Consider the following 13,038-nt stretch of genomic DNA (forward strand, 5'->3'; position numbering starts at 1 on the left):
GAAGAGGAGTCCTCTCGTGACCACCGTCGACAGCTTCGGCTCCAAGGGCGTCCTGGACGTCAAGGGCGCCGAGTATGAGATCTTCCGCCTGAACAAGGTCGAGGGCGCGGAGAAGCTGCCCTACTCCCTGAAGGTGCTGCTGGAGAACCTCCTGCGCACCGAGGACGGCGCCAACGTGACCGCCGAGCAGATCAAGGCCCTGGCCTCCTGGAACCCGGACGCGCAGCCGGACACCGAGATCCAGTTCACGCCCGCCCGCGTGATCATGCAGGACTTCACCGGCGTCCCCTGCGTCGTGGACCTCGCCACCATGCGCGAGGCCATCCAGGACCTCGGCGGCGACCCCGAGCGCGTGAACCCGCTCTCCCCGGCCGAGCTCGTGATCGACCACTCCGTGCAGATCGACTCCTTCGGCAACGACGCCGCCATCGAGCGCAACATGGAGATCGAGTACGAGCGCAACGGCGAGCGCTACAAGTTCCTGCGCTGGGGCCAGACCGCGTTCGACGACTTCAAGGTCGTCCCCCCGGGCATGGGCATCGTGCACCAGGTCAACATCGAAAACCTGGCCCGCACCGTCATGACCCGCGAGGTCGACGGCGTGCTGCGCGCCTACCCCGACTCCTGCGTCGGCACCGACTCGCACACCACCATGGTCAACGGCCTGGGCGTGCTGGGCTGGGGCGTCGGCGGCATCGAGGCCGAGGCCGCCATGCTCGGCCAGCCGGTGTCCATGCTGATCCCGCGCGTCGTGGGCTTCAAGCTGACCGGCTCCATCCCGGCCGGCGCCACCGCGACCGACGTGGTGCTCACCATCACCGAGATGCTCCGCCAGCACGGCGTGGTCGGCAAGTTCGTCGAGTTCTACGGCGAGGGCGTCGGCTCCGTGCCGCTGGCCAACCGCGCCACCATCGGCAACATGTCCCCGGAGTTCGGCTCCACCGCCGCCATGTTCCCGATCGACGAGGTCACCCTCGACTACCTGCGCCTCACCGGCCGCACCGCCGAGCAGGTCGACCTGGTGGAGGCCTACACCAAGGAGCAGGGGATGTGGCACGACCCGTCCTCCGAGGTGAAGTACTCCGAGTACCTCGAGCTGGACCTGTCCACCGTGGTGCCCTCCATCTCCGGCCCCAAGCGCCCCCAGGACCGCATCGAGCTGTCCGACTCCAAGCACCAGTTCCGCAAGGACCTGCACAACTACGCCACGCAGGACGAGGCCGGCGAGGGCCGCCCGTCCAAGCTCGTGGACGTGTCCATGGAGGACGGCCGTCAGTTCCAGCTGGACCACGGCGCCGTCTCGATCGCGTCGATCACCTCGTGCACCAACACGTCCAACCCGTCCGTGATGATGGCCGCCGGCGTGCTGGCCCGCAACGCGGTCGCCAAGGGCCTGAAGTCCAAGCCGTGGGTGAAGACCTCCGTGGCCCCGGGCTCCCGCGTGGTGACCGACTACTACGAGAAGTCCGGGCTGCGCGAGTCCCTGAACGACCTCGGCTTCAACGTGGTCGGCTACGGCTGCACCACCTGCATCGGCAACTCCGGCCCGCTGGAGTCCGAGATCTCCGAGGCCATCCAGGAGAACGACCTGTCCGTGACCGCGGTGCTCTCCGGCAACCGCAACTTCGAGGGCCGCATCAACCCGGACGTGAAGATGAACTACCTGGCCTCCCCGCCGCTGGTGGTCGCCTACGCCCTGGCCGGCACCATGGACTTCGACTTCGAGAACGAGGCCCTGGGCCAGGACGCCGAAGGCAACGACGTCTTCCTCAAGGACATCTGGCCGGACCCGACCGAGGTCCAGAAGATCATCGACGAGTCCATCGACACGGAGATGTTCACCTCCCAGTACGGGACCATCTTCGACGGCGACGAGCGCTGGCAGTCCCTCGAGACCCCCTCGGGCTCCACCTTCGAGTGGGACGAGCAGTCCACCTACGTGCGCAAGCCCCCGTACTTCGAGGGCATGACCATGCAGCCGGACGCGGTCTCGGACATCTCCGGCGCCCGCGTGCTGCTCAAGCTGGGCGACTCCGTCACCACGGACCACATCTCCCCGGCCGGCTCCTTCAAGTCGGACACCCCGGCGGGCAAGTACCTGCTGGAGAACGGCGTGGAGCGCAAGGACTTCAACTCCTACGGCTCCCGCCGCGGCAACCACGAGGTGATGATCCGCGGCACGTTCGCGAACATCCGCATCAAGAACCAGCTGCTGGACGGCGTCGAGGGCGGCTTCACCCGCGACTTCACCCAGGACGGCGCCCCGCAGGCCTACGTGTACGACGCGGCGCAGAACTACGCCGCGGCCGGCACCCCGCTGGTCGTGCTGGGCGGCAAGGAGTACGGCTCCGGCTCCTCCCGCGACTGGGCGGCCAAGGGCACCGCGCTCCTGGGCGTCAAGGCCGTGATCACCGAGTCCTTCGAGCGCATCCACCGCTCGAACCTCATCGGCATGGGCGTGCTGCCGCTGCAGTTCCCCGAGGGCGAGAACGCCGACTCGCTGGGCCTGACCGGCACCGAGACCTTCGACATCTCCGGCATCACCGCCCTCAACGAGGGCACCACGCCGAAGACCGTCAAGGTCACGGCCACCGGCGAGGACGGCAAGGTCACCGAGTTCGACGCGGTCGTCCGCATCGACACCCCCGGTGAGGCCGAGTACTACCGCAACGGCGGCATCCTGCAGTACGTGCTCCGTCAGATCGCCTCCAAGGCCTGATCCACGGGACACCGCCCGCTCGCGGGCACCACGACGGCGGCCCGTCGTCCTCCACGCGGAGGGCGGCGGGCCGCCGTCGTCGTCGGGCCCGGGCGGGCGCGGTGCGGGGAGGCGCAGGCCACGTCCGCGCGTCCCGGCTCCGGGGGATGATGCGGAGTACTCTGGACGGACCATGGAACATCTGCCCCCCACGAGCCCCGGCGCCCCGCTGCTGCCGCAGATCGCCTCCCCGGCCGACCTCGCGGACCTCTCTGAGGAGCAGCTCATCGCGCTGGCGGCGGAGATCCGCGAGTACCTCATCGCCCACGTCTCGAAGACGGGCGGCCACCTCGGGCCCAACCTGGGCGTCGTCGAGCTCACGCTCGCCGTGCACCGCGTGTTCGAGTCCCCGAAGGACGCGGTGCTCTTCGACACGGGCCACCAGTCCTACGTCCACAAACTGCTCACCGGGCGGCAGGACTTCACCACCCTGCGCCAGGAGGGCGGGCTCTCCGGCTACGGGGACCGCGCCGAGTCCGAGCACGACGTGGTGGAGTCCTCCCACGCCTCGAGCTCGCTGTCCTGGGCGGACGGCATCGCCCGCGCCTGGCACCAGACCGGCCAGGGCGACCGCACGGTGGTGGCCGTAATCGGCGACGGCGCCCTCACCGGCGGCATGGCCTGGGAGGCCGTGAACAACATCGCCGCCGGCCGGGACCGCCGCGTGGTGATCGTGGTCAACGACAACGGCCGCTCCTACGCGCCCACCGTGGGCGGGATCGCCGACCACCTGGACGGGCTGCGCCGCGGGGTGCTGGACAAGGTCCGCACCCACCACCGCTACGAGCAGACCCTGGACTTCCTCAAGCGGCGCCTCCAGGAGGCCGGGACCGCGGGGGAAATGGTCTACCGCCCGCTGCACGCGGCGAAGAAGGGCCTCAAGGACCTGTGGGCCCCGCAGGGCCTCTTTGAGGACCTGGGCATGAAGTACATCGGACCCGTGGACGGCCACGACCTCGGCGAGCTCGAGGAGGCGCTGGAGGACGCGAATGCCTACGGCGGCCCGGTGATCGTGCACGCGCTCACCGAGAAGGGCCACGGCTACGCCCCGGCCCGCGCCCACGAGGACGACCAGTTCCACGCCATCGGCGTGATCGACCCGTCCACGGGCGAGCCCGTCACCTCCTCCACGGCCCAGTCCTGGACCTCCGTGTTCGGCGAGGAGATGCTCGCCATCGCGGACGAGCGCCCGGACGTCGTCGCGATCACCGCCGCCATGCGCAACCCCGTGGGCCTGGCGCCCATGGCCCTGGCGCACCCGGACCGCGTGTTCGACGTGGGCATCGCCGAGCAGCACGCCGTGGCCTCCGCCGCCGGAATGGCCTTCGGCGGGCTGCACCCGGTGGTGGCCGTCTACGCCACGTTCCTCAACCGCGCCTACGACCAGGTGCTCATGGACGTGGGCCTGCACCGCGCCGGCGTCACCTTCGTCCTGGACCGCGCCGGCGTGACCGGCCCGGACGGGCCCAGCCACCACGGCATGTGGGACCTGGCGCTGCTGCAGTCCGTGCCCGGGCTGCGGATCGCCGCCCCGCGCGACGCCGAGACGCTGCGCGAGGAGCTGCGCGAGGCCGTGGTCGTGGAGGACGCCCCCACCGTGGTGCGCTTCGCCAAGGGCTCCGTGGGCGAGCCGGTGCGCGCGATCGAGCGGCTCGCCGACGGCACGGACGTCCTGGCCCGCCGCGGCGAGGCCGGGGCCCGCGACGGCGCCGAGCGGGACGTGCTGATCGTGGCCGTGGGCGCGCTGGCCGAGCTGGGCCTGGACGTGGCCGAGCGGCTCGAGCGGCACGGGATCTCCTCCACCGTGGTCGACCCGCGCTGGGTGCTGCCCGTGGCCGAGTCCGTCATCGAGGCGGCCGCCCGCCACCGGATCGTCGTGTGCCTCGAGGACGGGGTGCGGGCCGGCGGCGTCGGCTCGCGGATCCGCCAGGAGATGCGCGCCGCCGGCGTGGACACCGCCCTCAACGAGGTCGGCCTGCCCGTCGAGTTCCTCGCCCACGGCAGCCGGGAGCAGGTCCTCGCCCGCGTCGGCCTCACCGCCCAGCGCGTCACCCAGGACACGGTCGCCCAGGTCCTGGGCGCCAAGGTCCCCTACGCCCGCCCCGTCCCGCAGGACGAGGCCGCCCGCCACCCGCAGGAGCACGCATGAGCATCGTGAGGCTGTACCGCGAGACCACGAACGAGGACGGCTCCCGGCTGTTCGAGTACCGGGAGGCGTGGGCCGATGTCGAGGGGGGCGAGTTCGTCGTCCACCACGGCCGCGTCGGCCACCCCGGCACCGTGGGGGAGCAGCCTCTCGCGGACGAGGCCGAGGGCGAGGAGCTGCTCGCCGCGTTCCTCGCCCAGGGCGCCGAGGAGGGCTTCGCCGAGGCGGACCCCGCCGGCTTCGCGCTCCTGCCCGTCGCCTACCGCCTGCGCGGGCGCGAGGCCTCGGACATCGAGCGGCGCAACGTGGAGCACCTGCGCGTGGAGGTCACGCATCAGCTGGCCTGGCGCGGCCTCGGCGAGGTCGAGGACGTCACGGAGGAGCCGGGCGCGCTCGTGCTCGCCGTGCGCACCCCGCACGCCCGCAAGGCCGCCGCGGAGATCCCCGTCGCCGCCCGGCGCGCCGACGGCGTGCAGCCCAACAAGGTGGAGGTCCGCTCCGCCGTCCAGGAGGACTGATCCCGTGCGCCACACCCGCCTCGGCCGCTCCGGCCTGACCGTCTCCGTCGTCGGCCTCGGCTGCAACAACCTCGGCCGCCCCGGCACCGCCACCCTCGAGCAGGACGGCACGGACGCCGTCGTGCACGCCGCCCTGGACGCGGGCATCACCTTCTTCGACGTCGCGGACATCTACGGCGCGCAGCCCGGCCTGTCCGAGGAGCGGCTGGGCCGTGCCCTCGGCGCGCGCCGCGACGACGTGGTGATCGGCACCAAGTTCGGCATGGACATGGCCGGTGCGAACGGGGTGGACCACGACGCGCGGGGCTCGCGCCGGTACATCGTGCGGGCCGTGGAGGCCTCGCTGCGCCGTCTCGGCACGGACTGGATCGACCTGTACCAGTTCCACACGCCGGACCCGGCCACCCCGATCGACGAGACCCTGCGCGCGCTCGACGACCTCGTGCGCGACGGCAAGGTCCGCTACGTGGGCCACTCCAACCGGACCGGCTGGCAGATCGCGCAGGCCGAGTACGTGGCCCGCGAGCTGGGCACGGAGCGGTTCGTCTCCGCCCAGAACCACTACAACCTCCTGGACCGGCGCGCCGAGCTGGAGGTGGTCCCCGCCGCCGCCGAGTTCGGCCTGGGCGTGCTGCCCTACTTCCCGCTGGCCAACGGCCTGCTCACGGGCAAGTACTCGCAGGGCGCCGCGCCCGAGGGCTCGCGCCTGTCCCACGTGCGCCAGCAGATGGTGGCCGACGCGGACCTCGAGCAGCTGGCCGCCTTCGGGGAGTTCGCCCGGGCCCGGGGGATCACCGAGGTGCAGGCGGCCATCGGCTGGCTCGCCGCGCAGGGGCCGGTGTCCTCCGTGATCGCCGGGGCCACCCGCACCGGGCAGGTCGCCGAGAACGCCCGCGCCGCCGACTGGGAGGCCACCGAGGCCGACCTGGCCGAGCTGGACGCCCTGTTCCCCGGCCCCGAGAAGGTGGCGCTGTTCTGATGGGCGAGTGCTGATGGGCGGGGCCGCGGCGGCCGCCCTGGCGGCGGCCGCGAATCCGCTCATGCCGACGCCCGTGGAGGCCGTCCTCGGCTGGGGCCTGTCCCTGGCCGCCGGGGCGCTGTGGCTCGCCGGGTTCGTCTCGCTCTCGCGCGGGCCCCTCGATGCCCGCGGCCGGCTGCCGTGGGCCGGGGCCATGCTGCTGCTGCCCGTGCTGGGCGCCCTCATCTGGTTCTGGTGGCGGCACCGGTACTACCCGGCCCGCCGCCGGGAGCAGCCCGGATGGGACCCGAACGACCGCGGCGCCGTCGTCGTGCCCCCGCGCCGGGGCCGACCGGTGCCCAGCGGCATCGGCCGGCCGGACCCGTACGCAGGCGTGGCCGCGCCCAAGGGGCTCGCCCCGCGCCGGCGCTACGGCGCCGAGCGGGACTGAGCCCGGGCGGAGGAGCCGGCGGTCCGGCTCAGAGCTTGACGACGATGCGGTCGCCGTCCACGACCGCCTCGTAGTCCATCAGGGGCTGGCGGGCCGGGCCGCCGAAGGGCTTGCCGGTCTGCACGTCGAAGTGCGAGCCGTGGCACGGGCACGCGAACGAGGGGCCCTCCGCGCGGTCCACGACCTGCAGCAGGCAGCCCTGGTGGGTGCACACGTTGGTGAAGGCGGTCACCGTGGTCTCGTCCACGCGGTGCATCATCAGCGTGCGGCCCTCGACCTCGACCTCGCGGGCCGCGCCCACCGGCAGGTCGGCCGCGGGCAGGGCCTCGACGGCGTCGGCCCCGGCGAAGTGGTCCTGCGCGTTCTCCTTCTCGCGCAGCTGCTCGGTGCAGCCGGACAGTGCCAGGGCGCCGGCGCCCGCAGCGGCGACGGCGGCCCCGCGGCCCAGGACGGTGCGGCGGGAGGCCTCGGGGCGGGCGGCGTCCGCGGCGGCGCGGCCGCCGCAGCAGCCGGCGGGAGCGGCGGCCGAGGGATCGGGGGTGGGGGTGGAGTCCTGTGCGGTCATCTGCCCATTGTCCCCCGGATCGCGGCGGGTGCGACCCGGGCGCGCGGGTGCGAGGATCGGAGGGAGCAACCCGCCACGCCCGGAGCGCACGACGCCCCGGGCCTCCACCAACCCCTAGGAGCGCTGTCGTGACCGATACGGCCCCCGTCCGCCCGTCCCTCGACCTCACCCCCTTCGAGCGCTGGGAGGCCGTGACCCTCGACGGCGAGCACGTCGGGTTCCTGCACCGCGTCCTGGACGGGACGCTGCTCACGACGCGCATGGGCTTCGCGCCGACGCCCGCGCAGCGGCGTGCCCGCCCCGAGCTGCCGGAGCGCTACCTCGCCCAGAGCCAGGTGAGCTTCACCGCGGACGGGACGAGCTGGGACTGGACCTCGCACGAGGACTCCGCCGGTGCGCAGCGCGTGCGGATCGACCGCGAGCGCGCCGGCCTCGACGCGGACGTGCTGCCCTCCTATGCCGAGTATCTGCTGCTGGCCGTCGCCGCGGCGGACGGGCCCGTCGTCGTCGCCGCGCGGCTGGAGGAGTCCTCGCCGCTGCAGGGCGGCCTGCGGATGCCGCGGGCCGAGCTGCGCCCGGCGGACGCCGGGGACGGCGACGTGTCGGTGACCGTGGTGGCCGACGGGGCCCCGCTGGGCGCCCACCTGGTGCGCGACGGCGCGGTGGTCGCCTCGGACTGGGGCGGCGGCACGGCGTCGACACCCGTGGCAGGGCGCGCCGAGGCGACCGAGGGGCTGGACGAGCACGTGGTCACCTTCTCGGGGATGCCCCTCGTCTGACCACGCGTCCTGACGTCTCGCGTTTCGGGTGACTTGTCGGAGGTGTTCGGGCGCCCGACCCCCGACAAGTCACCCCAAACGCCTGACGTGGGGGTCGGGCGGGCCGTGGCCTAGATTCGGGGCATGATCCTGCACATCGCCCTCCCGGAGGACTGGGCGGCCGCCCGGGCCGCCGGGCACTACACCGTCTCGACGCGCGGGGCCACGGTCGATCGCGTCGGCTTCCTGCACGCCTCGGAGGACGCCGCGCAGGTCGGGATCGTGGGCCCGGCCGTCTACGCGGACCGGCCGGACGCCGTCGTGCTGGCGATGGACGAGGCGGCCCTCGAGGCGGCGGGGCTGACCGTGCGCCGTGAGCGCGGCGTGCCGGGCGACCCGCACTCGCCCCTGTTCCCGCACGTGTACGGCGGGCCCGTGCCCGTGGGGCTGATGACGCCGCTGCCGCGGGCCGACGTCGACCCGCGCGTCGTGCGCGAGGACGATGCCGAGGCCCTCCGCCTCCAGGACGCCGGCTGGACCCCGGCCTCCACCTCCTGGGGTGCCCGGCTGCGCCTGGCCGACGATGCCGACCTCGCCCCGTACGAGCGGCGCGTTGCGGCCGTGCGGGCGGCCGGATTCCAGGTCCGCCGCCTCACGCCCGACGACGTGGGACAGGTGCGTCGCCTGGATGGTGAGACGGCTGCGGACTATCCGGCCACGGCCGCCTCATCCCATTCCCCGTTGCCCGAGGACCTGGCCGTCCGCCTGACCCTCCCCGGGCATCGCGGCTACGGCGCGTTCCAGGACGGCGTGCTGGCGGGCTTCACCCTGCTGGACCGGCTCGACGATCGCTGGGACGTCGACCGCACGGCCGTGCACCCGACCGGACGACGGCGAGGCCTCGCCGCGGCCGTGAAGGCCCTCTCCGTCCTCGAGACGCACCGCGAGGACGGCGCGCGCACGTGGGGGACCGGGGGAGCCGGGGCGAACGCCGGCTCCCTGGCCATGAACCGGACGCTCGGCTTCGAGCTCGAGCCCCTCTGGCTCGCCCTCGTCCCTGCCCTCACCTGGCCCGAGGCGGCGGCGACGTCGGGCACCCCCTGAGCCGGCCGCCGTCGGGACGCCGCGCACCCGCCCCTGAGGCCCTTACCCACGCGTTTCGGGCGACTTGTCGGAGGTCCAAACTGCCCTGACCTCCGACAAGTCGCCCGAAACGCGCCCGGTGGGAACGCGCCCGGTGGGAACGCGCCCGCTGTGGGGATGACCGGCGGCGGGACCAGCCCGCTGGCGGAACAACCGGCCGGCGGCGGGGCGGGCGTCAGCTGTGGAAGCGCTTGCCGTTGACCCGCTCGGCGGCGCCGCAGTCGTCCAGGTACGGGGTGATCCCGCCCAGGTGCAGCGGCCAGCCGGCGCCGAGGATCATGCACAGGTCCACGTCCTCCGGGGCGGCGACCACGCCCTCGGCCAGGAGCAGGCCGATCTCCTCGGCCAGGGCGTCCTCCACGCGGCGGCGCAGCTCCTCCGCGGTCTGCGGGGACGAGCCCTGCTCGATCAGGGCGGCGGTGCCGGCGGGGATGGTCTCGCCCGTGGCGCCCGCGGCCTCCTCCTCGACCTTGTCCCGGCGGACGTCCTTGGCCCAGATGGCGGTCTTGCCGGCGTCGATGAGGCGCTGCAGGTTCGCGGAGACCGGGAACCGCTCGGCGCCGAAGGCGGCCTGCAGGGACTCGGAGACGTGCTGGGCCACGGGGATGCCCACCATCGCCAGGAGCGTGAACGGGGTCATGGGAAGCGCCAGCGGGTCGAGGGCGTGGTCGGCGGTGTGCGCGTCCGTGCCCTCGTCGAAGGAGGCCTGGACCTCGCCCATCATGCGCAGCAGCACCCGGTTCACCACGAACGCGGCGGCGTCGTGCACCAGCACGCCGGTCTTGCGCAGCCGCCGGGAGAGCTCGAAGGCGGTGGCCACGGCCTCGTCCGAGGTCTCGGCGACGCGGACCACCTCGATCAGCGGCATCTGCGCCACGGGGTTGAAGAAGTGGAAGCCCACGAGGCGCTCGGGGTGCTCGAGGGCCTCGGCCATCGCGGCCACGGACAGGCTCGAGGTGTTCGTCATGAGGATGGCGTCCTCGCGGACGATCGGCTCGAGCTCGCGGAACACGGTCCGCTTGACCTCGAGCTCCTCGAACACGGCCTCGATGACCACGTCCGCGTCCGCGTAGACGGACTTGTCCGTGCTCGCGGTGATCAGCCCGGCCAGGGCCTCGCCCTGCTCGGCGGTGATCCGGCCGCGGGAGACCATCTTCTCCACCTGCCCGCGCACGCCGGCCAGGCCGCGGTCCACGCGCTCCTGGTCCATGTCCGTCATCACCACGGGCACCCGCAGGTGCTGGGCGAACACGAGGGCGAGCTGGCCGGCCATCAGGCCCGCGCCCACGACGCCGACCTTCGTCACCTCGCGCGCGAGCTCCTTGCCGGGATCCCCGACGGGCCGCTTGGCGCGGCGCTGCAGCAGGTCCAGGAAGGCGTAGACGGTGCGGCGGAACTCGTCGCTGCCGATCAGCCCGTGCAGGGCCTCGGCCTCGGCCTCCGCGGACTCCTCGCGGGTGCGCGTGCGGGCACCGGCGAACAGCTCCTGCAGGGCACGACGCGCGGGCAGGTCGCGTCCGGGGCGCCCGGCCTGCAGGGCCTCGATCGCCTCCAGGGCGCGGTCCCACGCGGCGTCCGAGACGTCCCGGTCCCGGTGGTCGCGCGCGGCGGCGAGCGCCGCGTCGTCGCCGGCCACGATCCGCGCGGCGAACGCCAGCCCGGCCTCCAGGAGGTCGCCCTCGGCCACCTCGTCCATCAGGCCGAGCCCGTGGGCGGTGCGCGCGTCCAGCATGCGGTTGTTGTCCAGCGGGTTCTTCAGCACGACCTTGACGGCGGCCTCGGGGCCGATCAGGTGGGGCACCCGCCACACGCCGGACCAGCCGGGGATGAGGCCGAGCCGCACCTCGGGCAGGCCGAAGCCCCGGGCGTCCGCGGCGACCACCCGGTGGTCCGCGGCCAGGGCCAGCTCGAGGCCGCCGCCGAGGGCGGTGCCGTTGACGAGGGCGAGGGTCGGAGCGGGGAACGCGTCGATCCGGTCGTAGACGGCGTGGCCGAGGCGGGCGAGGTCGCGGCCCACGGTGCGGTCCTCGATCCCGGCGATCAGGGACAGGTCCGCGCCGGCCGCGAAGGTGCCCTCCACGCCCGTGAGGGCGAGCGCCTGGACCTCGCCGGCGCGGGCGCGCTCGGCCTGGGCGTCCACGGCCCGGCCCAGCTCGAGCAGGGAGGCGGGGCCGAGGGTCGCCGGGCGGCGCGGGCCCTGGCCGTTGTCCAGGGTGAGCAGCACGAGCGTGCCGGCGCCGCCGGGCAGGACGTGGTCCGTGGCGGCCACGTGCGTGAGGACCTCGTCCGGGACGAGGGGGAGCAGGGACTCGAACGGCGCCAGGGGAGCGGGGGTGAAGGTCATGGAGGTCACATTACCGAGGAGTAGGCCCCCGGCCAACGGCGGCGTCGGCGCGCCGCCCGCCCCGGCTCAGGCCTCGGCGGGGTCCGGGTCCAGCAGGGCCACGGTGACCACCGCGCCCACCTGGTCCACCTGCCAGGGCCGGGCCCCGCGCTCGAGGAGGAACGCGTCCACGGCCTCGGGCGTCAGCGGCTGCGGCGGCGCCCAGCAGAGCCGGCGCAGGGTGTCCGGGGTGAGCAGGTTCTCCGTGGGCAGGCCCAGCTGCTCCGCGCGCCGGGCCACGCGCGCCTTGGCGGTCTTCAGGCGGCGGTCTGCGAGCGGGTCGCGGTCCTTCCACGCCCGGGGCGGGGGCGGGCCGTCCCCGCCGCGCACCTGGGCGGGCGGGGCGTCGCCTCGCTCGGCGTCCTCGACGCCGGCGCGGATCGCGGTGATCCAGCGGGGGGCCTCACGGGAGGCCGCGCGGCCGTGGAAGCCGGAGGTCTGGCGCAGGGCCGGGACGGTGCGCGGCTGGGACTCGGCGGCGGCGATGAGCGAGCGGTCCGGGATCAGCCGGCCCGGGGCGACGTCGCGGTGGCGGGCCAGGTCCTCGCGGGCCTCCCACAGGCGCTTGAGGACGGCGCGCTGCACGGGACGGCGCAGGGTCTGCGAGCCGGAGGTGCGCCGCCACGGGTCGGCGCGGGGCCCGGGCGCGGGCGCGGTGCGCACGTGCTCGAACTCCTGCTCGGCCCACTCGCGCTTGCCCTCGGCCTCGAGCAGCTCCAGCATCGCCGCGCGCAGCGGCACGAGCAGCTCCACGTCCAGCGCGGCGTAGGCGAGCATCGCCTCGGGCAGCGGGCGCACGGACCAGTCGGCGGCGGAGTGCTCCTTGGCCAGGGTGACGCCCAGCATCGACTCCAGGACGGCGGCCAGGCCGACGCGCGGCAGCCCGGCCACGCGGGCGGCGAGCTCGGTGTCGAACAGCCGGTCCGGGCGCAGGCCCTGCTCGGCCAGGCACGGCAGGTCCTGGCTGGCGGCGTGCAGGATCCACTCCACGCCGGAGAGGGCCTCCTGGAGGGGCTCCAGCCCGTCGAGGGCCTCGGGGTCCACGAGCCAGATGCCGGCGCCCTCGCGCTTGAGCTGCACGAGCATGGCGCGCTGGCCGTAGCGGATGCCGGAGGCGCGCTCGGCGTCGACGGCGACGGGCCCGGTGCCGGCGGCCAGGGCCGCGGCGCAGGCCTCGAGGCCGGCGGGGGTGTCCGTGACGCGCGGGACGCCGTCCGCCGGCTCGGCGATCAGCCGCGGGGTGGCGTCCGGCTCTGCCGGCTCGGGGACGTCGGTCATGGTGCTCCTGTTCGGGACGGGTCTGCGGGGGCCGGGCGGTGCTCGGCCCGGGGTGCCGCGCGCGGCGGCGCGGCGCGGGG

General features: G+C 74.3%; 10 protein-coding genes. 7 read left to right on the plus strand and 3 right to left on the minus strand.

Translation table 11 applies throughout. The annotated features are described in order from the left end of the window. The first annotated feature begins 16 nt into the window (after positions 1 to 16). From acnA to HDA33_RS02820, 5 genes are all read left to right on the plus strand, one after another. A complete protein-coding gene (gene acnA, locus HDA33_RS02800) occupies positions 17 to 2,719 on the plus strand; it encodes an aconitate hydratase AcnA (RefSeq protein WP_184170691.1) in 2,703 nt (900 codons plus the stop codon). Between the two features lie 172 nt (positions 2,720 to 2,891). Next, entirely contained in the window at positions 2,892 to 4,907 is a 2,016-nt protein-coding gene (dxs, locus tag HDA33_RS02805) for a 1-deoxy-D-xylulose-5-phosphate synthase (protein WP_184170694.1), read from the plus strand. Then, the gene (locus tag HDA33_RS02810; RefSeq protein WP_184170697.1) at positions 4,904 to 5,422 is read left to right on the plus strand and encodes a hypothetical protein; all 519 of its coding nucleotides are present in this window, start codon (positions 4,904 to 4,906) and stop codon (positions 5,420 to 5,422) included. The genes dxs and HDA33_RS02810 overlap by 4 nt, the downstream gene beginning before the upstream one ends. 4 nt (positions 5,423 to 5,426) lie before the next feature. Beyond that, positions 5,427 to 6,401: an aldo/keto reductase gene (locus HDA33_RS02815; protein WP_184170700.1), complete on the plus strand. Its 975-nt coding sequence runs from the start codon at positions 5,427 to 5,429 to the stop codon at positions 6,399 to 6,401. A gap of 13 nt (positions 6,402 to 6,414) precedes the next feature. After that, positions 6,415 to 6,831 (plus strand): PLD nuclease N-terminal domain-containing protein, encoded by a 417-nt coding sequence (locus HDA33_RS02820; protein ID WP_184170703.1) that lies wholly within the window; start codon positions 6,415 to 6,417, stop codon positions 6,829 to 6,831. 28 nt (positions 6,832 to 6,859) lie between these two features. Here HDA33_RS02820 and HDA33_RS02825 read toward each other — a convergent pair whose 3' ends face one another. Then, positions 6,860 to 7,396 carry a QcrA and Rieske domain-containing protein gene (locus HDA33_RS02825; RefSeq protein WP_184170706.1) on the minus strand — a complete coding sequence of 179 codons (537 nt, stop codon included), beginning with the start codon at positions 7,394 to 7,396 and terminating at the stop codon, positions 6,860 to 6,862. A gap of 128 nt (positions 7,397 to 7,524) precedes the next feature. Between HDA33_RS02825 and HDA33_RS02830 the strand changes: the two genes are divergently transcribed. Together HDA33_RS02830 and HDA33_RS02835 are read left to right on the plus strand one after the other, a co-directional pair. Continuing rightward, positions 7,525 to 8,175, plus strand: a complete 651-nt coding sequence (locus HDA33_RS02830) for a hypothetical protein (RefSeq protein WP_184170709.1) — start codon at positions 7,525 to 7,527, stop codon at positions 8,173 to 8,175. Positions 8,176 to 8,298: 123 nt separating this feature from the next. Next, positions 8,299 to 9,258: a GNAT family N-acetyltransferase gene (locus HDA33_RS02835; protein WP_184170712.1), complete on the plus strand. Its 960-nt coding sequence runs from the start codon at positions 8,299 to 8,301 to the stop codon at positions 9,256 to 9,258. Positions 9,259 to 9,472: 214 nt separating this feature from the next. Here the strand turns inward: HDA33_RS02835 and HDA33_RS02840 are convergent, their stop codons facing one another. Beyond that, complete coding sequence (locus HDA33_RS02840; RefSeq protein ID WP_184170715.1) at positions 9,473 to 11,641, minus strand: 3-hydroxyacyl-CoA dehydrogenase NAD-binding domain-containing protein; 2,169 nt, start codon at positions 11,639 to 11,641, stop codon at positions 9,473 to 9,475. 66 nt (positions 11,642 to 11,707) lie between these two features. After that, on the minus strand, positions 11,708 to 12,958 hold the full coding sequence (locus tag HDA33_RS02845) for a ribonuclease D (protein ID WP_184170718.1): 1,251 nt from the start codon (positions 12,956 to 12,958) through the stop codon (positions 11,708 to 11,710). Between the last annotated feature and the right edge of the window lie 80 nt (positions 12,959 to 13,038).

Source organism: Micrococcus endophyticus (genome assembly GCF_014205115.1).
GTDB classification, from domain to species: domain Bacteria; phylum Actinomycetota; class Actinomycetes; order Actinomycetales; family Micrococcaceae; genus Micrococcus; species Micrococcus endophyticus.

Excerpts from the sequence above, each read along its gene's own strand:
- dxs (WP_184170694.1), top strand. The coding sequence starts at position 2,892 with ATGGAACATCTGCCCCCCACGAGCCCCGGCGCCCCGCTGCTGCCGCAG.
- HDA33_RS02810 (WP_184170697.1), top strand. The coding sequence starts at position 4,904 with ATGAGCATCGTGAGGCTGTACCGCGAGACCACGAACGAGGACGGCTCC.
- HDA33_RS02820 (WP_184170703.1), top strand. The coding sequence starts at position 6,415 with ATGGGCGGGGCCGCGGCGGCCGCCCTGGCGGCGGCCGCGAATCCGCTC.
- HDA33_RS02825 (WP_184170706.1), bottom strand. The coding sequence starts at position 7,396 with ATGACCGCACAGGACTCCACCCCCACCCCCGATCCCTCGGCCGCCGCT.
- HDA33_RS02835 (WP_184170712.1), top strand. The coding sequence starts at position 8,299 with ATGATCCTGCACATCGCCCTCCCGGAGGACTGGGCGGCCGCCCGGGCC.
- HDA33_RS02840 (WP_184170715.1), bottom strand. The coding sequence starts at position 11,641 with ATGACCTTCACCCCCGCTCCCCTGGCGCCGTTCGAGTCCCTGCTCCCC.
- HDA33_RS02845 (WP_184170718.1), bottom strand. The coding sequence starts at position 12,958 with ATGACCGACGTCCCCGAGCCGGCAGAGCCGGACGCCACCCCGCGGCTG.